Here is a 25,433-nt window from a genome sequence, read left to right as displayed (position 1 = left end):
CAGTGGCTTTTGGCAAATATCAAAGGATTAAATTAGGGAACTGTTGAAAACTAAAATTATACAACACTAATTGTGTTGGAATTGGTATTACACATACCAAGAATCTAACTTTTGTTTAAATTTATCAAGGCCTAATTTACTTAAAGAAGAAAATAGCTGATAAGAAACTTTTTCCGTTGATTTAAAGTTTTTGAGGAAACTTTCAAGCATTCTACTAGCTTCTGCTTTTTGCTTATTATTGAGTTTATCAACTTTAGTAAGCAGAATATGTAAATTTAAATCACATGAAATTGCCAACTCTATCATTAAGCAATCAAACTCTTTTAACTCATGACGAGAATCTACTAAAAGGACTACCCCATTCAAACATTGACGTGAGGTTAAATAGTGCTCCATCTCTCTTTGCCATACTTTCTTTATAGACTCAGATACTTTAGCATAGCCGTATCCAGGTAAGTCTACTAAACGTTTATTATTACCCAAATCAAATAAATTTATAAGTTGGGTTCTACCTGGTGTTTTACTTACTCTTGCTAAACCTTTCTGCTCTGTCAAAGTATTTAAAGCGCTTGATTTGCCAGCATTAGAACGACCTGCAAAAGCAACTTCAATCCCAGTATCTTCTGGAAGCTGAGTAACCTTGGCAGCACCCATTATATATTTTGCATGATGATAATTCATAAATTATGCTCTTTTTTTATTTTTTCAAAAAATTCATGGCAGGCTGTGTCTAACATTAGAAAAACTTTTTCAAAATTATTTTCATAATATGGATCAGGTACATCTGTTAAAGAGATTGTGGGTGCATAATCTAAAATTTTAGAAACTTTTGAAAAATCAACACTAGGAAACATCTGTTTTATTGTATCAATATTTTCTTGATCCATAACTAATACATAATCATAATCAGCAAAATGAAACTCTTCTAACTGCTCTGAAATTAAATCTGATAAATCACAATCGTATTTTCTTGCCATTTCTACTGACCTGATATCAGCATAGTCTCCTTCATGACCCCATTTACGTGAGCAAGTACCAGCAGAAGAAATTAAAATAGTTTCATGTAAACCATTTTGCTTAACAATATCTCTAAATATCCCATGAGCAGTTGGTGATCTACAAATATTGCCTTTACATACAAATAGTATTTTTACTAAACTCATTTTTTAATGACTCCTACTATTTAGCCTTTTTCATATCTTCGGCAAGTTTACTATCTGGTTTTAATTTAAAACCTTGAAAAAATTTGCTATCTGGTTTAAGCATAAATACTACTTCATTCTTACCACTAAAACTTTCTTTATACGAGTTCATACTCTTTAAAAACTCATACAATGGTATTGAGCTAGAATAAGCATCTGCAAATATCTTAGCCGCTTTTGCATCTGCTTCGGCTCTTATAATTTTAGATTGCTTTTCTGCTTCAGCCATAGTTACAGTTACTGTAGCGTCTGCCGATGCTTTAGTTTTTTCAGCTGCTCTTTCACCTTCTGCTCTTATACGAGAAGCATCTTTATGTCTGGACGATTTCATACGCTGATATATTGACTCTGTTATGGTTTCTGGCAAATCAATTTGGTTTACTCTTACATCAACAATAGAGATTCCAATTTCTTTAGCTTGGACAGCAACATCTTTTGTTAAAGCTATCATCAACTTATCACGATCATTATTTACTAAGCTTTGGATATCATTCTTACCAACTTCTGCTCTTAATGATGATTCTAAGAACTGTTTTAATAAAGTTTCTGCTCTAAAAACCTGCCCACTTGTACTAGTAAAGAATCTAGAAATATCATTTATTCTCCAAACCACGTAAGCATTTATTAATACATCTTTTTTCTCTTTGGTAACCACACGTGATGAATCTGTTGTTAAGACCCTATTTCTCATATCATAGTTTTTAACTGTATCTAAAAATGGTATTTTGATATGGATTCCTGGTTTATACTCTATTACTTTATCATCTTTTTTAACAAGCTCACCTAATCTTAAAAGTACAGATTCTGTACCTTGTTTTACTATAAACTTACTACTTAAAATTAAGAATAAGCCAACTACCACAAGTACTAAGAGTATTTTTGATAAATTTTTCATGTTTTAATTACTCCCTTGTGCATTTGAAGATGCTAGTATATTTTTTTGAGCTTGATCTAAACCATAAAAGATATTTTTAGCACCATCTCCATCTATTAGGAAAATCTTATTATTTTGCAACACGTTTGAAATTGTATCAAAGTACATTTGATTAGTTACAATATCAGGATTAGTTTTATATATTGGCAATAACTGCTCAAACTGAGCCACCTCTCCTTGTGCTTCTAATACAACTTGTTGCTTGTAAGCATTTGCCTGATCTACAATCCTTTGAGCTTTACCTTCTGCTACTGGTATAATTCTATTTGCATAAGATTCAGCCTCATTTTGTAACCTAGCTTGATCTTCTCTAGCTTTTATCACATCATCAAAAGCCTCTTTTACAGCATCTGGTGCTTGTGCTGGCTGCATAATTACATCACTTACATATATACCAGATTTATATTGCCTCAATAAAGCTTCCATTTCATCTTTAACGCGGATCGCTATAGCGGCTCTTTTTGTTGTTAAAATATCCGATAAGTTACTTTGGCCTACTACTTGCCTAACGGCACTCTCTAATGACTGCTGCAAAAGTTGCGACGGATCAGTATTAGCAAATAAGTAATCCTCTAAATTTGAAATACGATATTGTACTGTAAAAGAAATATGTACGATATTCTCTTCAGAAGTTAACATATCTCTTTGTAGTGACATGGTTTTTAGCTCTTGAACATTTTCTTTATAAACTTTATCTATACCTATAGGATACCAATGCAATCCTGACTCAACTATTTTAGAAAACTTCCCCAACCTAAGTACCGCAGCCTGTTCAGCTGGTTGCACAACATAAAAACCAAAACTAGCCCAAACAGCTATAAGCAAACCTATTACTATAGCTACTATTTTACCTATTGGAGGCGTTTGAAACTTCTGATTTTTATTAGCATTCTTTGAGTAAATACTCTCGTTGTCATCACCATTATTCTTTTTCTTCTTGGAGAAGAATCTTTTAATCATCTCTTCTAAGTCTGGTGGTCCCTGTTCTGAATTTTTACTCCAAAACCATCTTTGCTTTATTTTTTTAATCATTTTATATTCCTATACTATGAAACCTTATATTAAAAACTGCTGAAGGTCTAACTCAAACTCTCTATTGAAGCGTTCAAAATCAGATTGCGCTATATTTATATCTAGTAAATAATTACCATCTTCAGATATTTGTTCTTTTTCTATAACACCAAGATCATACATCATAGATCTAATCTTGGAATGTTTTGGTGGTAACTCTAAGGTTCCTTTAAACCATGACTTATTAAAAAAAGTTGCTAAAGCCGTATAAAACTCCTCTAATCCTTCACCTGTTACTGCTGAAAGATAAACTCTAGCCACGATACTATCCTCTGAGTTATCGAGTGCTACAAAACTAGGTTTTATATTTTCAAGCTTGTCTATCTTATTATAGACACAAATTCTCTCTTTATCACCTATACCAATTTCATTTAATACTTTGTTTACCTGCTCTATATAACTTTTATAATCTTCATCAGCGTAGTCTATAACATGAATCAATAAATCTGACTCTATAGCCTCTTCTAAGGTTGCATGAAAAGCTTCCACCAAATCATGAGGTAAGTTTTTGATAAATCCTACCGTATCTGAGAAAATTACTTCACCTAACTTAGGCACAATTACTTTACGTAAAGTCGGATCTAAAGTTGCAAATAATTGATCTTTTGCTAGAACCTGAGCATTTGTGATTTTATTAAATAATGTTGATTTACCAGCATTTGTATAGCCGACAAAAGAAAGCGTTGGAATGTTATTTTTACGCCGAGAAGCCCTGCTTAAATCTCTATGGTGTTTTACTCTTTCTAACTTTTGAGTTATCTGCTTAATTCTTTGCCTAATCAAACGTCTATCTATCTCAAGCTGAGTTTCACCTGGTCCACCTCGCACACCAATACCACCTTTTTGTCTTTCTAAGTGAGTCCAACCTTTAACTAGTCTAGTTGATTGATAATTTAACTGAGCTAACTCAACTTGTAACTTACCCTCATGGGTTTTGGCACGTAAGGAGAATATCTCTAATATAAGACGTGTTCTATCCATTATCTTACATTCAAGATATTTTTCTATATTCCGCTCTTGAGATGGGCTTAATGGATGATTAAAAACGACTAGATCAGCTTTTATTTCATCACGCTTATTTTTTATCATTTCCATTTTACCCATACCACAAAAATACTTGATATCAGGTTCAGGGTGGTTAAAATCTAAACTTTCTAAGACAATTTTATCTGCTGCCAACACTAAACCTTCTAGCTCAACCGGATCAGCATTTAATTCGCGGTGATATTTAAAATTTATATTTACAAGCAAACATTTACTGCCTGCTTCGTAAGATTGGAAAAATTCCATTAAATAATATACCTCACAATGGAATTATTAAAGAAAAAGAAAAAAGTATTATTGTTCAATATGTTCGTTACTTTCTTGAACTTCAAGTTCATCAGTATGAATATCATCTACATTTTCATCTTGATCATCATTAGAATTTTGATGATATGGATTAAATGAACTATAAACCATTCTTACACTTTTAGCTGGTACTATTGTTGAAATAGCATGCTTATAAACCATTTGATTTACTGTATTTCTAAGTACTATACAAAACTGATCAAAAGCTTCGATTTGCCCCTGAAGTTTAATTCCATTGACTAAGTATACAGATACACTGATTTTTTCTTTTCTCAACGCATTTAAAAATGGGTCTTGTAAAGAGGATATTCTTGACATTGTTTCACTTCCTTTTAGTTATTTAATTATAATTATTATTTTATCAAGTTTAACAATTAAACTTAGCTACACATTTTAACAACATTTATATTTATCAGCAAATTTTATTTGTGAAATATTTAATAAGCTTTCTCAAGGGTGTCAATCCATCACATCACTTTTATCAGCTATTATGGGGCTGTTGCAAGCTGGAATTAGATGGGTGGTAACAAGGCAAAAATATTCGAAAAAGCGCAGTTTACATGTAGTAAATGAGCACTTTGAGAATATTTTTAACACAGTTAGAAACATATAATTTTAGTTTGCAACAGCCCCATTATACTAAACCCATTTAATCCAAGCCAAAAAACTTTAAAACTTTAGATTCTTTATTTATATCTTCCATTGCTATAAGCTTAATATCCCCCTGCCAATTTCGTATCCAAGTAAGTTGACGTTTTGCTAGTTGTCTTGTTGCTACAATACCTTTTTCAACAAACTTGTCATAATCTATATCACCATCTAAATATTCCCATGCTTGACGATACCCAACGCTTCTTATAGCTGTAGTATCTTTAGTTAAATTTGGATTTTTTCTAAGATTTTTGACTTCATCTAGAAAGCCATCTTCTAACATCTGTTTAAACCTTAACTCAATATTTCTATGCAAACTAGCTCTGTCTTTGGGAACTATAGCACACAATCTAATTTCTTCATCTAACTGACCTACTTTAGATGTTTTAACAAGTTGTGAATATTTTTCACCACTTATCATAATAACTTCTAAAGCCCTAAATATTCGCTGTTGATCATTTGCATTAAGCTTTTGGGCTGCATCTGGATCCATCTTATAAAGCTGTTGGTAAAGGTACTCCAAACCTTTCTCTTTTTTCTCTAATTCTAAAATAGATCTTATTTCCGGTTGGCTTTCAGGTAAATTTGATAACCCTTCTATTAAACCTTTAAAGTAAAGCATTGTGCCGCCAACTAATAAAACTTGCTTTCCTCTAGAGTGTATTTCTTTTTTGAGATTATTAACACTAGAAATAAAATCTGCTACCGAAAAGTTTTCAGTGGGCTCTATGATATCAATTAAATGATGCTTTATACCATCTTGCTCTTGTTTGGTTGGCTTAGCTGTGCCTATGTCCATCTGTTTATAAACTAAAGATGAATCAACACTAATAATCTCAGCATTAATCTGCTTAGCAATAGATATTGAAAGAGCAGTCTTACCTGAAGCTGTAGGACCAGCTATACCATAAACCAACTTATTCATTTAGATATTTTTATAATTTATTTTTACTGGAATATCTTCTTTAATTCTTTGCAGGTAAAAATTAAGCGCTTCTTGCTTGTAACTTGCTTCAACCTTATTGGGAATAGTAGCTTTTTTAGAGTTTTCTGGTTGGACTTTTATCACCTTATAAACGTAGATACTTCCATCTAAAGCTTCATATTCATGGTAATCGGTATTACTATTTAATAATACAAAATCACTAAAATCTTTTGAAAGGTCTTTAGACTCACTAGAAACTACAGCTTTTTCAAAACTTTGCTGTACTTTTTGTTGTTTATTCAAATCAGATAATAGCTTATCTGCTTTCTCTAAAGCTAGAATTTGTGATTTTTCTAAAATATAAGCTTGGGTAACCTTATCTTTAACCTTATCAAATGGCTGTAATGTTGATTTTTGTTGTTTATTTACTTTGTAAATTAAGGTCTTGTCTTCTGATAATGGAATACTTGCATACTTCTCTACATTGACAAAAAATGAACTATTCTTAATACCTTCTATATCAGTATCATTATTATCTATAATGTTTGCAATTTTTGGCTTACCTATTTTTTTCTCAAGTTCATCGAATTTAATACCATCAACATCTTGAATAAAAGAATTATATTGTTGTAAAGCTTCTCTATTTTGAATAATCTTTTTAATACTAGCTTTTGTATTATCATCAAATTTTTCAAATAGATCTTTATTATTCTCGTAATACTCTTTTATTTGCGAGTCACTAATATTAGCTTTAGACTTAAAATTACCCTTTGTAATAACAAGGTAGCTAATATTAATTTTTGCTGGATTTATATATTCATTTTTATGAATTTCATAATAAGCATTTAATACTTGAGTATTTGGTTTAACCTGAGCTTTTAAAGCTTGTGGAGAAATTTTTGTATACTCAATTGTTTTATTAACTGAGTAAACATTAGATAAAGATTTTAACTCATACTCAGTGGTGAAGGATGTATCCATGATAGTTTGAGGAATAATACTAGCCTTGATGTTTTGTGAAAGTATCTGCTCTAGCTTGCCTAAACCGCCCAAGTAATTAGCTAACTGCTTTAACTTATCATTAGAAAATTTACCCTTTTCAAAAAACATAGGATTATTAAATATAGTTGCTTGCAACATTAGTTTTGAAACCTGAATGTTATGCTGCTGAGAATCAGCTAAAACCAAATACTGGCTAACCAGCTGGTCAAGCAATTGTTGCTTTTGAATTCTTGTTTTAGCACTTTGTGCATATTGTTCAAACTGTCTTGTGCTAATTTCATTATCTCCAACTTTTGCAACATATGATCTACTAGCTCCTACATTTGTAAAAAAGAAACTCATACCAGTTATTACAAAAATAAAACTTATTGAGATAATAATTATCCAAGTAAATGGGCCTTTTAGCCTATCATTAAAAGACTGTAACATTTTTCCAACCTTATTTAATAAAAGTTCTTAAACTTAGTAATCTAAATATAGCTAATCCAATTGGGACTACTTTTTAGTAACGTTAGCTATATAACGAACTTTAGATTAATGTTTTTAATTATAGTTATTATAACAGGATTATAAAGGGTTGACTATATATCATCTTATGGGACTATTGAAAGCTGAAATTAGGCAAATAATAATAAGGCAAAAATATTTGAAAAAGCGCAGTTTACATGTAGTAAATGAGCATTTTGAGAATATTTTTAACACAATTAGTGTTGTATAATTTTAGTTTTCAACAGTTCCATTATAGATAAAAAAGCATACTGTTAAGCATGCTTATATAAAAAATCGCTAATAAAGTTTGATTTTTTATTATTTAACTGCGTCTTTAAGACCTTTACCAGCTTTAAAGCTAGGAACTTTTGAGGCAGCAATTTTGATAGTTTCACCTGTTTTAGGGTTTCTACCTTCTCTTGGACTTCTTTCTTTAACTTGAAAAGTACCAAAACCAACTAAAGTTACACTATCACCTGCTTTTAAAGCTTTAGTTACTGCTGCGATTGTAGCATCTAAAGTTTTACTAGCAACTTCTTTAGTAACATCTGCTTCTTTTGCGATAGCACTTACTAATTCACCTTTATTCATTTTTAAGACTCCTTATGTTTGTAATGACATACTGTCAATTAAGGTTATAACACTAAAAAAACACCTTTTCAATACCAAAATACTAAAAAACTCTTAACAAAACCTCTTTTATGTTGTTAACAGGGGTTATTTTTAGTTTTTCTGTTATTTCTTTATCAATTTCAGCTAGATTTTTAACATTTTGTTTTGGGATTAAAACTTCCTTAATTCCACCTCTTAATGCAGCTAAAAGTTTCTCTTTTAAGCCGCCTATAGCTAAAACATCTCCCCTTAAAGTTATCTCACCAGTCATTGCAATATCATTACGAACTGGCTTATTTGTGTATACAGAAACTAAAGCTGTAGTCATAGCAATACCCGCACTTGGACCATCTTTTGGAGTAGCCCCCTCTGGGACATGGATATGAATATCCTTTTTCTCATAAAAATCATCCTCAAGCTTATAGTCTTTTGACATAGAACGAACAACACTAAATGCCGCATCAATAGACTCTTTCATCACATCACCTAAGCTACCTGTATATTTAACTTTTCCTTTACCAGGCATAGCCAAAGCTTCTATAGTTAAAAGTTCACCACCAACAGATGTCCAAGCCAAACCTGTAACTTGCCCAACTTTAGATTTTAAACTTTTAACACCATAATCGTACTGATAAACCCCCAAGCACTCTTGTAAATTTTTTTGAGTAATCGAAGCTTTAGTAATTTCTGGATTTTTAAGTGTATTTTTAACTACTTTACGACAAACACTATTAATTTTTTGTTGTAAGTTTCTAACTCCGGCCTCTCTGGTATAATATCTAATAATATCGAGAATTGCCGTTGGTGTGAAAGTTAATTCTTTACTGCTTAAGCCATTATTTTTCAAAGCTTTCGGTATTAAATATTGCTTAGCGATAGCCTGCTTTTCTATCTCAGTATAACCGGCCAAATTAATAATCTCTAATCTATCACGCAAAGCTGGATCAATATCTAAAGAATTAGCTGTTGCTACAAACATAACTTTTGACAAATCATAATCTATTTCTAAATAATGATCATTGAAAGTATTATTTTGTTCAGGATCAAGAACTTCAAGCAGCGCTGCAGACGGATCACCTCTAAAATCAGACGAAATTTTATCTATTTCATCTAATAAAAATAATGGGTTTTCAGTTTTTGCTTTAATTATCTTTTGGATTATTTGTCCTGGCATAGATCCTATATAAGTACGACGATGACCTCTTATTTCTGATTCATCTCGGACTCCACCTAATGCCATACGTACATATTCTCTACCTGTTGCTCTGGCTATAGATTGACCTATAGAAGTCTTACCTACACCTGGAGGCCCCACTAAACATAAAATAGGAGCTTTAGTATTAGAATCCCTCTTAATCTGGACAGCTAAATGCTCTAATATACGCTCCTTAACTTTTTTGATGCCATAATGGTCTTTTTCTAAAACCTTTTCCGCTAAATTAATATCTTTTTTAACTTTAGTACGCTTACCCCATGGCAAAGAAAGTATAGTCTCAATATAGTTTCTAGATACGGCAGATTCCGAAGATGACGGTGGCATAGATTTTAGCTTTTTGAGCTCTTTTAAACACTTTTCTTTCGCCTCTTTAGACATCTTTGCAGATTCTATTTTCTTCTTAAGAGCCGAAGTTTCAGATTCTTCATCAGCCTCACCTAACTCTTTGTAAATAGCTTTTACTTGTTCGTTTAAATAATACTCTCTTTGATTTTTATCAACTTGAGCTTTTACCCTATCTTTAATTTTTGCTTCTAACTCAAGTATTTCAAGCTCTTCTTCTAAGCACGTAAGCAGAATTAATGCTTTAGCCTTTAAATCCTCTACTTCTAAAATTTTTTGTTTTTTAGCAATACTAGAATTAAGAATAGCTGCTATTTCATATACAAATTTCTCCGGATGCTGAGTATTTATTAAAGTAGACAATGCTTCTTTAGTAATAGTGCCGCTATATTCAACAAACTCTTTCAGTGACTCTGATATAGATAAAATTATAGCTTTTAACTCTTTATTTAACTGAGTAGAATCTTGTGTTTGAATAGGCTTTGAAGTATCTTCTATATGAGCATAAATGCAATCCTTTTCATCTACATATTTATCTACTAGTGTTTTAGCTACTCCTTCGACTATAATCTTTAAACTTCCATCCGGAAGCTTCATTATCTGTATAATTTTTGCTAAAGTAGCTATATCATAAATATTTTCAGCAACATCACCTGAACTAGAGCCATTTTTCTGAGTAGCCAACAATATGGAATTATTATAATTGTTGGATGCTTCTTTTACTGCGTTTATAGATTTTGTACGCCCTACATTCAAAGGGATCGTCATACCAGGATAAATAACCACATCTCGTAGTGGAATAACAGGAACAACGCTTAAAATTTCTGACATAAGTTTATATAACCCCTGTAAATTAAATTATATCTTTTAACTTTTTATATTCTTGTTTTTTCGTGACTAAATTAGGTTCTTCTTGGCCCAAGATGTTTTTATCATCTATTATAATTTTATTTATATCTTGGGTTGACGGAATATAAAACATTAACTCAAGCAAGACTCCTTCAAGAATAGTTCTTAGACCTCTAGCACCAGTTTTTTTAACTATAGCTTTTTTAGCTATCTCAATAAGAGCCTGGTCTGTAAATTCAACCTCTATACCATCGAATTTAAATAATTTAATATATTGTTTTATCAAAGCATTTTTTGGCTCTTTAAGAATCCTTACTAAGTCCTCTTCTTTTAGCTCATTTAGCACGGTAACAATAGGTAAACGCCCAATAAGTTCTGGAATCAAACCAAATTTAGTTAAATCTTCACTTTCTACTTTTTGCATTAGTTTTTCTATGTCAAGACTGTTTTTTTGCTCAACTATATCCGCATTAAACCCTATACTTACCTTATCCATTCTATGTTTAACAGTTTTTTCAATACCAGCAAAAGCTCCTCCACAAATAAACAAAATATTAGTGGTGTCAACTTCTATCATCTCTTGATTAGGATGCTTTCTACCTCCTTTAGGTGGTACTGAAGCTACTGTACCCTCTATAAGTTTAAGTAATGCTTGTTGTACACCTTCTCCTGATACATCTCTGGTTATAGATGCACTTTCTGATTTACGCGCAATCTTGTCAATTTCATCTATGTAGATAATACCTTTTTGTGCTTTAGCCACATCAAACTCAGCGTTCTGCAATAATCTAACAATTATATTTTCAACATCATCACCCACATAACCTGCCTCTGTAAGAGTTGTTGCATCTGCAATAGCAAATGGAACGTTAAGTAATTTAGCTAAAGTTTGCGCAAATAATGTTTTACCAGAACCAGTTGGCCCTATTAAAAGAACATTACTTTTTTTAAGCTCAGTATCGTCTTCATTTAGTATTTTAGAGGTAATTCTTTTATAATGATTATACACAGCTACAGATAAAACTTTTTTAGCATTATCTTGACCAATGATATAATCATCCAAATATTTTTTAATTTCTAGTGGTTTAGGTAATTTTTCAAAACTTATGCCTTCAGCATCTAATATCTTATTGCCACCATGAATTTTAATTACACATTTATCAATACACTCATTACAAATGTTACCTTCTCTACCAGCTATAATATTTTTTACTTCTTGCTGTGACTTCCCGCAGAAAGAACAATATAGGATTTTAGACATCTTTATTAATTAGATTCCTTTAATTATTTACTTTTTTCATTGCTTCACGTGACTGAATAACATTATCTATTAAACCATATTCTTTTGCTTCTTCTGCCATCATGAATTTATCTCTATCTGTATCTTTTACTATAGTTTCAAGATCTTGACCTGTGTGGTAAGCCAAGATATCATTTAACCTTTCTTTAATCCGTAGAATATTTTTAGCATGAATCTCTATATCAGATGCTTGTCCTCTAAAACCACCCAATGGTTGGTGAATCATTATTTGTGAACTAGGCAAACTATATCTTTTGCCCTTTGCTCCACCTGCTAATAAAAGAGACCCCATACTAGCAGCAAGTCCTATACAAATAGTATTAACGTCTGGCTTTATAAATTGCATTGTATCATACACACCCATACCAGCTGTTACCATTCCACCAGGAGAGTTGATATAAAAATAAATATCTTTGTCCGGATCCTCTGACTCTAAAAATAATAGTTGGGCAATGACAAGATTTGCTGATTGATCATTCACTTCACCATTTAAAAAAACTATTCGCTCTTTTAAAAGTCTTGAATAAATATCAAAAGCACGCTCACCACCGGCACTTTTTTCTATAACGGTAGGTACTAAATTATTAGTTATCATCTATAAAAAAACCTCTTCTATCTGAATTTTAATTTAAAACCCAGCTTGTTGTGCTTGCATATTTTCTTTAATAATCGCAAAGAAATCTTCTTTTTTATCAGTAACTTTAGCTTGGTCTAAAACCCAATCAGTTAGCTTATTTTCTATCACTAATGCTTTTAAATTATTAATTTCTCTCGGGTTTTTTTTGATTTGCTCTTTAGTTTTTTCTGGTTCCTCATATGCTTGAACCATTTCATCTAATAGACTGTCAACTTCCTTATCATCAGCTTCAAAATTTTGCGTTTTAATTATGCTATCAAGTATCAAACTTGTTTTTACTTTTTGCTTAGCATTTGCCTCAAATAAATTATCTGGTAACTGGTTAACATCAAAGTTACTTTTTGCTCCACCCATGCTATTTAGTAGGTTTTTCTTAGCAGCATCAATTTCTCTTTTAATTAAAGCTTTTGGCACGTCAAACTCAACTATATCTCTTAATCCTTTAAAAACTTGTTCTTTAATTTTCCTTTGGATTATAAACTTCAATTCGCGTTGCATATTTTCTTTGATTTCTGACTCAAAGCTATCCACCCCACCTTTTACTCCAAATTTCTTAACAAATTCTTCATTTACTTCTGGTAATTCTGGTTGTTGGATTTTTTTCACTGTTATATCAAACTGAGCTTCTTTACCTGCAAGATCCTGATTTTGGTAATCTTTTGGAAAAGTAACTGTAATAGTTTTTTGCTCATCTTTTTGCATACCAATAATACCATCTTCAAAACCTGGTATCATCTGTCCAGAACCAATAACCACATCCGTATCATTAGCTGAACCACCTTCAAAAACCTCTCCATCTTTTTTGCCAACAAAATCTATAGTAACTTTATCATCTGATTTTACAACCCTATCAACCTCAGAATAAGTAGCTAATTGCTTTCTAAGGTTTTCTATCATTTGTTGGACTTCTTTATCACCTAGTTCAACTATTGGCTTTTCAACCGTTATAGTGTCACAACCATTTACTTCAATTTCTGGAAATAATTCAAGGTTAGCTACAAACTTAAGGTTTTCACCTTCTTTATTTTCTTTTAAATCGATCTCTATGCCAGCGACTTCAAGCTTTTCATCCTGTATAGCTTTTGTGTATTTTTTAGGTATTAAATCTGATATAACTTCAAAACGGATTTGCTCACCATATTTCTTTTTTACTAAACTTGCTGGAACCTTACCTGGTCTAAAGCCATCTAGTTTTATTGACTTAGCAGTTTGCGCTATTTTTTGAGTTACCATATTATCAATTTCATCAGCCGGTACTTCTATTAGTAGTGAACAATTAATTCCTTCTTTCTTTTCAACAGTTACATCCATTTTAACTTTTTCCTATTTTTATTTAACAATATACCTAGTAGCAAATTTTAACTATCATCACCTAGATTGTCTATATCTTTATTTTGTAAATATATGACAAGGCAAAATATTTACTGTAAAATTCGACATACTTATTTTACAACTTTCAAGATCATTATATGGTAACTATTATTATAAGTATATGTCTACTAATAACACCTTTTATTCTCGCTTTTTGTCACAGCATTATTATTTACAGCCAAAATCATAGTAGAATATACGCAAACTACTTTATAGCCTGCAACTTCAGCATTATAACTTTTATTAACAGCTACATGTGTTTGTTATATGGGGATAGTGTAAGCAAATTTCAAGGATGGATTTTCACTCCTGCAATTTTTCAAATTGGTATTTTCCAGTTAAGCATGTGTTTTTTTTCAATAATTGCTATAATTAAAAAACCCCCATTTAAAGCTGCTTGTTTGGTTTTTTTTAGTATTTATAGTATTCTAAGCTCTTTTACATTATTAACTGATGATACTTATAATGAATTCATAGTTGCTTTATTCACCATAGATTTAATAACTGCAATGGTTGCATATATACTATATGCACTACTGGATAAATGACTTTTAAAATTCATTTACTCTCAACAAAACTGTTATTAAGAACCTATTTTTTATAAGTTTTCCATATATTGGCAAGTGAAGAATACTTTTTTGTATTTAATAGCTCTAAAAAGTTTTTTTCAATTTGCTTATTGGCATATATCCTTGTGCATATTTTGTAGCTTTCTAACAAATATGAATAAGCTTGTTCATAATTTAAAGGAGTTATTTTATGAGAATCACTTATATTCTTCAGAAGGCGTTCAAATTTTTTCTTCAAATGATTATCTCCAAGATGCATTATTTTGTTATGTACTGAATTTTTAGTATTATTAATTCCAAATGACATAACTTCTAGCTTTAGAATAAATGCTCTTAATAGCAATGCTAGAAAATTTTTAAATGCTTTATTTATTGGATATGTAGCTGAATCCAACTTTTGTAATCTGGCAAAACCAGGATTTGCCCAACTGTAAAGAGGTAAATTAGATTGAGAATTTAAAAAATACTTATCAATATGGAACATGTAAAAAAGTCCATACTCATCTTTTTCTTTATGAATAAAGTTACCTCCGTAAGTAGTTCTAAAGTAAGAATAGAAAACCGTTTGCGAAAATATAAACTCTATAGAATCCCTAAATCTGCCAAGTATTGAGAATCCGTCTTCTTCATTTTTATTTATAAAAGCCTCAGCATTTTTAGCACTGTAATACTTTAAATAATCATTATCTTCACCTTTAAAAAAACTATTTTTTAATTGCTGAGCTTTAGGTCCTTGAAATATTTCTTTGTAAATTTCGGTTTCATCAACATAGTGCGGACCATTGTTTTCAGTAATTTTTTTTTGCAAACAGTTTTCTATTTCCTCAATTAAAACATCTATACCACCCTTATGAAAATTTATTATAAGAGCATTTTCTCGCTGAAATGTTGACTTAAGACAATACAAATAATAATCTTTAGGTCCTAATGTAAATCCAGCTAGGGCAAACAACCCCATTACACGATCAATATTGCGAAAAAAAACTTTTTCTTGGTTAGGCAAGAAATCTAAGTCTAGGTAAAACCCTGGAAAATGATTTACAATAAGTAACCTAGCAATATCTGATGCAAACACATATAGTCTATTATCATTTAAATAATTATAAAACTTAGTTAATTGTGGGATAGAGCTATAATAACCACTAAACTGATCATAATCACAAACAACTATATTATTAAACCTAACGTCACAAAATTTATATGTATCAATCACAACATCTAAACCATCAAATTTTAATTTTTCTTTCTTTAGCGGAGTGATTCTAGGCATGGAATATTTTCCAGCTTCAATCCCTAATTCTAAACTAATGAGAGATCCTATAATGTCTTCAGATGTCCACAATCTAACTATGAATTCACTTTTGCTCTTACTTAAGTATCTAACCCATGTTGCTAAATTTCTTAATACACTTTTTTCAGGAATGTCACCATACCAATAGAAATTAATATTAGAGACCATAATCAATGTTAACCTATTAACGCATCATTATTAATGACGTATCATATCATAAAAACCATAGATACCATGTTAAAATTTAACTATGAGGATTTAATTTAAACACAAACCATCTTAACTGTAGTAGGTTTCAATTATTTTTGACTATATACTATTGACAATATCTAGACTTAATAGCTTCTATTGCTTGATCATAAACAATATTCATTTCTTCACGAGAGCCTACACCACCACCTATTTCATATAACTTACCATCAGCAACACCATATATAGCTGCATGGATAGTAAACTTCAAACCTTTATGCCAAGCTGCTTTCACAACAGTAGTTTTGCATAAATTTAAAGCCTGATGGAGAGCATTTAACTCACACATAATATCTACTTTTTTCTTCATATAATTTTCTTGATCATGCCTAAAGCAACTTAAGGTTTCTTCTATAAATTGTTTATTTTGCTCTTTAACTTCATGGATAGATGTTAACCAGTTATCAATAAGACCATAACTTTTATCTCTTACGACAGTTTCTACTCCACCACATGCATAATGTCCACAAACTATAATCTTTTTCACTTTCAAAACTTCAATAGCAAACTGTAAAACTGACAGGCAATTAAGGTCTGTTAAAGAAACAACATTTGCCACGTTACGATGTACAAAGACCTCTCCTGGAACTAATCCGCAAACTTGGTTAGCTGGTACTCGACTATCTGAACACCCTATCCAAAGATATTCTGGTGATTGTCCTTTTGATAATGTTTCAAAAAAATTTGGATTAGTTTTTTTAACTTCCTCAGCCCACTCTCTATTACCTTTGATCAACTCATTTATATCACTCATATTATTCTCCTATATTTTTTACAAAAATTCTTCCCATTCATTATTTCCACGTAAGTAGAAATCTCCTGCAACTTATCTAGTTTTAAAAAATAAACTAAAAACACACACCTTAACTAATCAATTTTTCTTTCATATTTATTTAATTTACTATAGTGGTGACAGTTAAGCTTCAATAGTAACTTCTCCTTGCAAAGACTTTTCAAAAAATTCTTTCACCCGGTCTTGTGATAAATTTTTTTGACTCAACAGATAAAATAACTTACCAAATGCTGCTTCATCTGTCATGTCGTATCCTGAGACAACACCTGCTTTAACTAAGCCACTAGCGGTTTTATACACACCCATCTTAACACTTCCATACATACATTGTGTGCAATTAACTATTACAACTCCTCTATCATTTGCACTAGCAAGAGTATCGTGAATTTTAGGTTCATCCATCATATTCCCAGTTCCATAAGTTTTAAGGATTAGCCCTTGAATAGGAGGCTCTAAAATATTTTCTAAAATTTTTGCACTCATACCTGGAAAAACACTCAAGATAGCAATATTAGGTATTTCGAAATTTGCTAGTTTTGTTGGTTTAGCATCTATAGTGCGCTGCCATAGTAACCTATCATCCACTCTAATATCTACACCAGCGTGAGCTAGTATAGGGTAGTTTGGTGACAAAAATGCATCAAATCCTGTTGCACTTATTTTTGTAGTTCTATTACCTCTTAACAAGCGTTTATTAAAATACACACATACCTCTTTAATCACATCACTACAAGCAAATATAAGGCTGTTTAGAATATTTGATACAGCATCTGAGCGAATTTGTGAAATAGGAATTTGAGAACCTGTCACAATAACTGGTTTTTGAACCTCTCCCAGCATAAAAGACAAAATAGAAGCCGTATACGCCAAAGTATCTGTACCATGTAAAATTACAAATCCATCATAATTGTCATAGTTTTTAACAATATCTAAGGCTAAAGTCAGCCAATTTGCAGGCTTAATATTAGAAGAATCAATAAGTGGTCTATACTCCTTTATAACAAACTTTGGCATTTTATGATTATAAAAGTCAATTATGCTGTTAATTGTTTTTGTTAAGTAACCTTCTTCTACATCATAGCCATTAGCTGTACTAACCATACCTATAGTGCCACCAGTATATAAAACCAGAATTTCTTTATGATTAAGATTTACCATAGGGTTTTCCCATAAGCTCTAATATAGCTTTATTTGCCAATTGGTCTGCCTTTTCATTACCTTGGTTACCACTATGCCCTTTAACCCAGTGCCAATTAACTTCATGTATTTTTGTCAACTGATCTAATTCTTGCCATAAATCTTTATTTTTGACTTCTTTTTTACCACTAGTTTTCCAGCCATTTGCTTTCCAGTTAGTCAACCACTGATTAATTCCATTTTGCAAATACTTCGAATCTGTAAAGATACTAATTTGGCATTTTCTTTTTAGGGTTTTTAGTGTTTCAATTGCGGCTAAAAGCTCCATCCTATTATTAGTTGTATCAAATTCTGCTCCGTATATCTCTTTAGTAATATCACCATAGCTTAAGATAGCTCCCCAACCCCCTATACCAGGATTTCCTTTACAAGCTCCATCAGTATATGCAACTAAATTATTTTTTTTCATAGCAACCCTTGTATATCTCTTTAGCCCCTACACCGCGGTATGTTTTACACTTAACTGGCTTTTCAAGTAATTCTGAAATCTCTACAGGGTCTATTTTAAAGAAATTATCTTTTTTAAAAAAAGCAACAAATTTTTTGCTAAAAATTCTTTTAAATAAGTCTATAAGGACACTCTCAGAGTTTATTAACAACTCTATCTTTTTATTAAGAAATCCATTAGAGAGGAATTTTGAAACTAGATTATAAGCCCTAATGTTTGTAGTTCCTGCAACGATAATTTCTCCATCATCTGAAAGACAGAAATATAATTGCTTTAATAGGGCTTTTTGCTCTTGTTTACTATCTACAAAAGCACTATCAATTATGATCAAATCGAAAAATCTAGGCTCAAATGGCCAGGCATGTATATTAAAAATACAACCCTTTTTACCAGTTTCTAAATAGCCTGAGCAAACTACTGTTTTCAAAGATCTAATATTACTTGAATAATTACATTCTAAACTTGTAATTACCAAAGTTTTTTTATACCATCGTTGCTGCAGATATTTAATAATAATCCGGTCTTTTGCTGTCATAAGCTAACTTACCAAACTTCTCATTCTATCAAAATAATCTGGGCAAGTTTTATTAACAGCCTCAGCATTAGTAATAATAACCTTATCAATCCTTAAACCTAATAATGCTAATGACATCGCTATTCTATGGTCATTATAGCTATCAACTTCTGCTGGTTTAAAGCTACTTCTTGCTGGTGAAATTAATATACTATCTTTTGTAGTTTCAACATAAACTCCTAATTTAGTTAAACCCTCTGCTATAGCTGCAACCCTGTCTGACTCCTGCCCACGTGTATGACTAAGACCTTCTATATAGGTGTCACCGTCGGCAAAACAAGCTACAGCAGCTAAAGTCATAAAAGTGTCAGAAAAGTTACGCATATTAACATATACCCCTTTTAACTGATTATTTCCAATCACTTCAATACCCTCGTCATAATAATTAATAGTACAACCTATCTTTTGTAACACTTCTAAAAATTTTATATCGCCTTGCTTAGACTGCTTGGTTACATTCATAACCTTAATAGCAGAACCTGTAATAGCAGCAAATGCCCAAAAATATGAAGCTGTAGAGACATCAGGCTCAACTACGTATCTTCCAGGTGAAACATAATTAGAATTTTTAGCTTCATAAACGTTATTATCAACTTCAACATTTACTCCAAATTCTGACATAACTTTAGATGTCATTTCTAAATATGGTTGCTTATGATCTGTAATTGATTCTATAAATAATCCTTTTCGCATTAGTGGTGCTGCCATAAGTAATCCAGAAGCAAACTGTGAACTTTTTTTACCATCAACCTGTATACTTCCACCATTTAAAAGATTTGAATGCATAGTCATTGGCATTGCATGGTTAATATTATGATATGTAACTTGCATACCAAGTTTCTCCAGTGGTTTTAACTGATCAGCTAAAGGTCTTTCCATCATTCTTTGTTTCGCATACACATAAAACTCACCACCATCTTGGGTAGCACACATAGGAATTATAAACCTAGTTAAAGTACCAGATTCATTACAAAAAATCTTAGCTTTTTTATTTTTAAATACCCCATCACAGCCATCTATAATTAAAGACTTTGCTTCTTGGTTATGTTTGATATCGCAGCCAAGTTCTTTTAACGCTGCCACACAAGCTAAAACGTCTGCACTATTAGGTAAATTTTCAAACCTTGTTTGACCTTTAGCCACAGCAGCAATTATTAAAGCTCTATTAGATAAGCTTTTTGAGCCATCTAAAGTTACTTGTTTTTTTACTTGCAACCTCAGCCTAGGTATACAATCTTTCATTCAAATTATTCTATTAAAATTTATAATATAATAGCTATTATATTAGCATAAGTAATTTCAAGATAAAGATTTTAAAATGAAGAAAGGTTTATTAACTACGGTTTTTAATCGCTTTTTTAAGCTTAACTAAAGCTTCTTCTTCTATTTGACGAACTCTCTCAGCAGAAATTTTATATTTATCTGCTAAATCTTGAAGGGTAGTTTTCTCTTCCAACAAATACCTAGACATAACAATGTCTTTTGTACGAGCATCAAAATTACTTAGAACCTCTTTTACAGCTTCCATAAGGTTATCATAATAATCTTGCTGGATTACCTGATGCTCAACATCTGAGTTTTTATCTTCAAGATATAAGCTTTGTTGATTTGTATCTTCTCCTTCACCATCTTTATATGGTAGATCAAGACTAGCGTCTCCCTGACACATTCTTTTTTCCATTTCAATAACTGTTTCTTCTTTAACTCCAAGTTCATCAGCTATCTGCTTTATATCTTCAGGGCTTAGCCAACCAATCTTACCCTTGCTACTCCTTAAATTAAAAAATAATTTCCTTTGTGCTTTTGTTGTCGCCACTTTTACAATTTTCCAATTCTTAAGTACATAGTCATGCATTTCTGCCTTAATCCAATGAACAGCAAAAGAAACTAATCTAACCCCCTGTTCTGGATCAAACTTACTTACTGCTTTCATAAGACCAATGTTACCTTCTTGGATAAGATCAGCAATAGATAAGCCATATCCAGCAAAACCTTTAGCAATTTTGGTCACAAATCTAAGATGTGCCATTACTAGCTGTTGGGCTGCATCTAGATCCTTTTTATACCTATAAAGTCTCGCCAACTCTTGCTCCTCTTCAACTGATAATATAGGTAAACTATTAACAAAATTAAGATATGAGTTTAAATCATTATCAGATACTACAGGTAAAGTTTTAGACTTAGTTGTGATAGGAAAACATTTTTTTTTAGCCATGTGGCTCCTATTTTTTAGCGGTAGATAGCCTGCTTTAATTGGTTAATTTGTATTTGTTGGTTTTGTAAAGCCATGGAGAAATCTTTTTGCATTCTAACTATAACTCTTTGTAATTCTATTATTTGCTGAGCCTGTATTTTATTATCTTGCTCTAACTTTTGTACTAGATTTTGTTTATACATACGCTTTGCATATCTATCTTGAGCTTTTTTTAGCTCTTCTAAATTAATCCAACCAACGTTACCATCTTTTCTAACAACTTCACACCAGTTATTATCTTTGCAATAGAAAACATTATAATCGTCTAGGTTTTTAAAAGTTATAGTATCAATAACTTTAGAGCTGTTTACATCCTCTGCATAAATACTTACAAGCTTATCACTATGATGCTTGTGACATTTTGGAGCAATTTCTTTAGTAGAATCATTTGCCATAGCTGGTACTAAACCTAATGTAGAAATTGACAGTACTACTGCTAAAAAAGTTTTTTTCATATTACTTCCTTATTACAAATTCTTAGTGATATTATACACTATTAAAACTCCAAACTAACTACATCTTCATTAAAATACTGACGTATCATTCTTTTCAACTTGCTTAGGTAATAGCGACTCTCTACTTAATCCTAAAGCTACTGCTAAAACGCCTGCGACATATATAGAAGAATAAGTACCAACAACTATGCCCAAGATTAGTGCTAAAGAAAAATTGTGTACCGAACTACCACCAAACAAATACAATACTACAACTACTAACATAGTTAATCCTGATGTAAGGATAGTTCTTGATAAAGTATCATTAATACTTCTATTAACTACTTCTACTACACTTGCGTTACGCATTTTTTTAAAGTTTTCTCTAACTCTATCATAAATTACTACAGTGTCATTTAACGAATAACCTATTACAGCTAACACAGCTGCTAAAACTGTAAGGTCAAATTCTAATTGAAATGCAGCAAATATACCTAATATAACTATAGGATCATGCAGCAACGCCAGACATGCACTTATACCAAATTTCATCTCAAATCTAGCACTAATATATATTAGTATGCACACTAAAGCTATAATAATAGCCAAAATACCATTGCTTGCTAGTTCTTTACCAACTTGTGGACCTATATAGTTAACACTTTGAACCTTTGCATTAAGGACAGTTTCTATTTTTTGCTGCAATTGCTGTTGAGCATCATCTAAATCCTTAGCTTTAAAGTTAATTACATTAGGAGCAAATTTGATTAAATAGTCACCATTTTCACCAAAAGTTGTAATAGTTGTGTTATCAAATCCTACCTTAGCTAACTCATCAGCTAAAGTCTGTGAATTTTCATTTTTTTGTGTATGGATTTGTACTTGATAACCACCTGTAAAATCTAACCCTAAATTTAGACCTTTGGCGAAAATAAAAATCAATGATATAACAATCATTAACACTGATAAGATAGTTGTGTATTTCTTTATTCCTAGAAAATCTATCTGAGTCTTTTGCTTAAAAAATTCCATTATAAACCCAACCTAAAAATTATATGCCAATAGAGATTTTATCTAGTTTTTTTCTCTTACCATAGACAAAATTTGTCATCGCTCTAGATACTGTGACAGCTGTAAACATAGAGGTTACTATACCTATCATTAGAGTAATGGCGAATCCTTTTACTGCCCCACTGCCGATAAAAAATAAAATTACTGCCACAATCAATGTTGTTATATTTGAGTCAACTATTGTTGTAAATGCTCTTTGGTAACCTATATGAATAGCGCTTTGACGTGGTGTACCAGCACGTATCTCCTCTCTAATTCTCTCAAAGATTAGTACATTACCATCTATAGACATACCCAAGTTAAGCACTATACCGGCTATACCAGGTAAAGTTAAAGTTGCACCGGGTATAATTGACATAACCGCTATTATTAACAGTAAGTTCATGATTAAAGCGATATTAGCAATAACACCAAAAACTCTATAATAAACTACAATAAAGATTATAACTGCTAAAAGAGCTATCACTATTGAAAGAGTCCCTTTCTCAATATTATCTTTACCAAGGCTTGGACCTATTTGCTGCTCTTGTACAATATGAACCGGTACCTGCAGCGCACCTGATTTAATCATAAGAGCTAAATTACTTGCTTCTTTTTGATTTAATCCTGTAATTTGAAAGTGTGAACCTAAAGCTGACTGAATAGTTGCGACATTAATTAACTTTTCAGTTTTATTTACAGTATTTTGCTCTTTACCATTTTCATCTAAAGTCTTTTCATAAGTCGTATTGATAAGCATTACACCCATAGGGTTGCCAACGTTTTTACCAGTAATTTCTCTAAAATGACTAGCTGCACCCCTACTTAGCTCAACCATAACAATTGGCGTACCAGTCTGTTGATCAATAGATGGATTAGCACTAATAATATCAGCGCCACCTGCAACTGGGGTCCCTTTTAAACTATAGTAACTTTGATAACTTCTGCCACTATCTAATGAATAAACTTTATAACCCTGCTCCTCTGTAGCTAAACGATCAGTAACAGGATTCACTAAATAAAAATTTGCTGTAGCTGTACCACCTAATATCTGCTTAGCTTGGGTAGCATCTTGTAAACCTGGTATTTCTATAACCACACGATTTCGTCCAGCTTGAGCTACTGAAGCTTCAGCCACACCAAGAGCATTAATACGATTACGCATGACTGTTACTACTTGAGAGATAGCACTTTGCTCTAACTGCAATATCTTTGGACTCGTATAAGTAATAAATATTGTATTACCCTTAGCTGTGTAAAGAACGTCAGGATCTTGGTTTTTTCTAAAATCTGTATCTAGGTATGCTATAAGTTTCTGCATGTCTGAAGGATTATTCACCGTTAGTGAAATAAAACCATTATTAGTATACTCTGTTGGTACATTCATAACAGTCTTGTCTTCTGCTTTTGTTGAATTAGTTATATTTATACCTTTTTCTTTAGCTGCATTTAAGATTATGCTTAAAGTATTACCAAGCTGAGCATCTATAGCTGATTGGGTGTTAGCTTCTAACATAAGGTACATACCACCACGTAGATCCAAACCTAAGTTCATTGGATTAGCACCTAAAACTGACAACCAATTAGGAGAATTAGTAAGCATATTCATAGCTATAATATACTGGTTTCCTAATTTATCTTTTAAAATTTGTTTTGCTTTAAGCTGCTCAGCAACACCCCAAAAAATTATAGCAATATTACTTTTATCATCCGCTATGGTTACTTTTTGATAAGCTATATTCTTTTTGTCTAAAATATCCTCAACCTGAGTAAGAGTTTGGCTAGTTATCTCACCATTTTTTTGTGAGATTTGCAAAGCTGGACTTTTACCAAAAATATTTGGTAAAGCATAAAACAAAGCTATCACTAATATAAAAACTATCAAAAGGTTTTTCCATAAGGGAAACTGGTTTATAGAAAGACTTTTATTATTGCTCATTGAAAGGATCCTTTTATAAAAAAGAAAAAGGTTAAAAAAGTAAGATTCAAAGCCTATTAAGCCTTAGTAGCCCCTTTTGGTAAAATATTTGATACAGCATTTCTTTGTACTTTTACAATTATATTTTCAGCAATTTCCAAGTCAACGAAAGTATCATCTAATTTAGCTATTTTACCAATAATTCCACCATTAGTTACAACTTCATCACCCTTAGCTAATTCAGATAACATTTTACGAAGTTCTTTGTTTTTCTTTTGTTGTGGTCTAATAAGTAAAAACCAAAATATAGCAAAAAACACTACCAACATTAAAAGACCACTATACGGGCTACCAGCAGATTGAGAAGCATCTGCAGCAAAAGAGTTTGTAGTAAACAACACAATAGCCACTAAAGACAATATAATCTTTTTCATTAATTTTTCTCCAAAAATTTTTATTTTAATCGTTTGAATTTTACCTTAGTAAAGGAGTATTATCAATGTGTTAATCACTTATTAAAAAATTGTGACAAACATATCGCCAGCCAAAATAAAGGTAGTAGCGAATCACTGTAACTTAAAATTACGACTAACCTTGCTCATCTTAATAAGCAATAATTACATTTACGATATATAAATTATAAACGAAGTTTTACTTATTTAGTAAAGAAAATTTTAAAGAAATAAGGTGTAAGCTATTAAAAAA

25 protein-coding genes are annotated in these 25,433 nt (G+C 31.5%); 1 reads left to right on the top strand and 24 read right to left on the bottom strand.

Going from position 1 to position 25,433, the window contains the following annotated elements; genetic code table 11:
- Positions 1-87: 87 nt before the first annotated feature.
- The 13 genes from yihA to tig form a co-directional block, all read right to left on the bottom strand.
- On the bottom strand, positions 88-681 hold the full coding sequence (gene yihA, locus E4K63_RS03055; protein ID WP_133941219.1) for a ribosome biogenesis GTP-binding protein YihA/YsxC: 594 nt from the start codon (positions 679-681) through the stop codon (positions 88-90).
- Positions 678-1,163: a low molecular weight protein-tyrosine-phosphatase gene (locus E4K63_RS03050; protein WP_133941217.1), complete on the bottom strand. Its 486-nt coding sequence runs from the start codon at positions 1,161-1,163 to the stop codon at positions 678-680. Before E4K63_RS03050 ends, yihA begins: the two co-directional genes overlap by 4 nt.
- Positions 1,164-1,179: 16 nt before the next feature.
- Positions 1,180-2,097: a protease modulator HflC gene (gene hflC, locus E4K63_RS03045; RefSeq protein ID WP_133941215.1), complete on the bottom strand. Its 918-nt coding sequence runs from the start codon at positions 2,095-2,097 to the stop codon at positions 1,180-1,182.
- A 3-nt stretch (positions 2,098-2,100) separates the two neighbouring features.
- Entirely contained in the window at positions 2,101-3,168 is a 1,068-nt protein-coding gene (hflK, locus tag E4K63_RS03040) for an FtsH protease activity modulator HflK (protein ID WP_133941213.1), read from the bottom strand.
- Positions 3,169-3,192: 24 nt separating this feature from the next.
- Positions 3,193-4,497: a ribosome rescue GTPase HflX gene (gene hflX, locus E4K63_RS03035; RefSeq protein ID WP_133941211.1), complete on the bottom strand. Its 1,305-nt coding sequence runs from the start codon at positions 4,495-4,497 to the stop codon at positions 3,193-3,195.
- 48 nt (positions 4,498-4,545) lie between these two features.
- Entirely contained in the window at positions 4,546-4,875 is a 330-nt protein-coding gene (hfq, locus tag E4K63_RS03030) for an RNA chaperone Hfq (RefSeq protein ID WP_035719472.1), read from the bottom strand.
- Positions 4,876-5,206: 331 nt separating this feature from the next.
- Complete coding sequence (gene miaA, locus E4K63_RS03025; RefSeq protein ID WP_133941209.1) at positions 5,207-6,133, bottom strand: tRNA (adenosine(37)-N6)-dimethylallyltransferase MiaA; 927 nt, start codon at positions 6,131-6,133, stop codon at positions 5,207-5,209.
- Entirely contained in the window at positions 6,134-7,564 is a 1,431-nt protein-coding gene (locus E4K63_RS03020) for a peptidylprolyl isomerase (RefSeq protein WP_133941207.1), read from the bottom strand. It lies immediately after the preceding gene.
- 378 nt (positions 7,565-7,942) lie between these two features.
- Positions 7,943-8,215 (bottom strand): HU family DNA-binding protein, encoded by a 273-nt coding sequence (locus tag E4K63_RS03015; protein ID WP_035719481.1) that lies wholly within the window; start codon positions 8,213-8,215, stop codon positions 7,943-7,945.
- A gap of 82 nt (positions 8,216-8,297) precedes the next feature.
- On the bottom strand, positions 8,298-10,625 hold the full coding sequence (lon, locus tag E4K63_RS03010) for an endopeptidase La (protein ID WP_133941205.1): 2,328 nt from the start codon (positions 10,623-10,625) through the stop codon (positions 8,298-8,300).
- Between the two features lie 22 nt (positions 10,626-10,647).
- Positions 10,648-11,904: an ATP-dependent Clp protease ATP-binding subunit ClpX gene (gene clpX / locus E4K63_RS03005; protein ID WP_133941203.1), complete on the bottom strand. Its 1,257-nt coding sequence runs from the start codon at positions 11,902-11,904 to the stop codon at positions 10,648-10,650.
- 19 nt (positions 11,905-11,923) lie between these two features.
- A complete protein-coding gene (gene clpP, locus E4K63_RS03000) occupies positions 11,924-12,538 on the bottom strand; it encodes an ATP-dependent Clp endopeptidase proteolytic subunit ClpP (protein ID WP_035719486.1) in 615 nt (204 codons plus the stop codon).
- A 33-nt stretch (positions 12,539-12,571) separates the two neighbouring features.
- Complete coding sequence (gene tig / locus E4K63_RS02995) at positions 12,572-13,891, bottom strand: trigger factor (protein ID WP_133941201.1); 1,320 nt, start codon at positions 13,889-13,891, stop codon at positions 12,572-12,574.
- A 158-nt stretch (positions 13,892-14,049) separates the two neighbouring features.
- Here tig and E4K63_RS08330 point away from each other — a divergent pair, with 158 nt between their 5' ends.
- Entirely contained in the window at positions 14,050-14,499 is a 450-nt protein-coding gene (locus E4K63_RS08330; RefSeq protein WP_133941199.1) for a DUF6790 family protein, read from the top strand.
- Positions 14,500-14,542: 43 nt separating this feature from the next.
- Here the strand turns inward: E4K63_RS08330 and E4K63_RS02990 are convergent, their stop codons facing one another.
- The 11 genes from E4K63_RS02990 to yajC form a co-directional block, all read right to left on the bottom strand.
- Entirely contained in the window at positions 14,543-15,979 is a 1,437-nt protein-coding gene (locus tag E4K63_RS02990) for a glycosyltransferase family 32 protein (protein ID WP_133941197.1), read from the bottom strand.
- A gap of 148 nt (positions 15,980-16,127) precedes the next feature.
- Complete coding sequence (locus E4K63_RS02985) at positions 16,128-16,814, bottom strand: carbonic anhydrase (protein WP_133941196.1); 687 nt, start codon at positions 16,812-16,814, stop codon at positions 16,128-16,130.
- A gap of 162 nt (positions 16,815-16,976) precedes the next feature.
- A complete protein-coding gene (ansA, locus tag E4K63_RS02980) occupies positions 16,977-18,011 on the bottom strand; it encodes an asparaginase (protein WP_133941194.1) in 1,035 nt (344 codons plus the stop codon).
- Positions 17,998-18,459: a ribonuclease HI gene (gene rnhA / locus E4K63_RS02975; RefSeq protein ID WP_133941192.1), complete on the bottom strand. Its 462-nt coding sequence runs from the start codon at positions 18,457-18,459 to the stop codon at positions 17,998-18,000. The genes ansA and rnhA overlap by 14 nt, the downstream gene beginning before the upstream one ends.
- Positions 18,446-19,033: a class I SAM-dependent methyltransferase gene (locus E4K63_RS02970; protein ID WP_133941190.1), complete on the bottom strand. Its 588-nt coding sequence runs from the start codon at positions 19,031-19,033 to the stop codon at positions 18,446-18,448. The genes rnhA and E4K63_RS02970 overlap by 14 nt, the downstream gene beginning before the upstream one ends.
- 3 nt (positions 19,034-19,036) lie before the next feature.
- Positions 19,037-20,314 carry a 3-phosphoshikimate 1-carboxyvinyltransferase gene (gene aroA / locus E4K63_RS02965; protein ID WP_133941188.1) on the bottom strand — a complete coding sequence of 426 codons (1,278 nt, stop codon included), beginning with the start codon at positions 20,312-20,314 and terminating at the stop codon, positions 19,037-19,039.
- A 91-nt stretch (positions 20,315-20,405) separates the two neighbouring features.
- Positions 20,406-21,287 (bottom strand): RNA polymerase sigma factor RpoH, encoded by an 882-nt coding sequence (gene rpoH, locus E4K63_RS02960; RefSeq protein ID WP_133941186.1) that lies wholly within the window; start codon positions 21,285-21,287, stop codon positions 20,406-20,408.
- A 14-nt stretch (positions 21,288-21,301) separates the two neighbouring features.
- Positions 21,302-21,781, bottom strand: coding sequence for an SH3 domain-containing protein (locus E4K63_RS02955; RefSeq protein ID WP_133941184.1), 480 nt, complete (start codon positions 21,779-21,781; stop codon positions 21,302-21,304).
- A gap of 69 nt (positions 21,782-21,850) precedes the next feature.
- On the bottom strand, positions 21,851-22,792 hold the full coding sequence (gene secF, locus E4K63_RS02950) for a protein translocase subunit SecF (protein ID WP_133941182.1): 942 nt from the start codon (positions 22,790-22,792) through the stop codon (positions 21,851-21,853).
- Positions 22,793-22,811: 19 nt separating this feature from the next.
- Positions 22,812-24,749, bottom strand: a complete 1,938-nt coding sequence (gene secD / locus E4K63_RS02945; RefSeq protein ID WP_133941180.1) for a protein translocase subunit SecD — start codon at positions 24,747-24,749, stop codon at positions 22,812-22,814.
- 56 nt (positions 24,750-24,805) lie between these two features.
- Positions 24,806-25,162 carry a preprotein translocase subunit YajC gene (yajC, locus tag E4K63_RS02940; protein WP_133941178.1) on the bottom strand — a complete coding sequence of 119 codons (357 nt, stop codon included), beginning with the start codon at positions 25,160-25,162 and terminating at the stop codon, positions 24,806-24,808.
- Positions 25,163-25,433: the final 271 nt, after the last annotated feature.

It is taken from the genome of Allofrancisella inopinata, from assembly GCF_012222965.1.
Taxonomy (GTDB): Bacteria; Pseudomonadota; Gammaproteobacteria; order Francisellales; family Francisellaceae; genus Francisella; species Francisella inopinata.
Note: the sequence above shows the minus strand (reverse complement) of the source record. Positions and strands in the feature narration are given on the sequence as shown.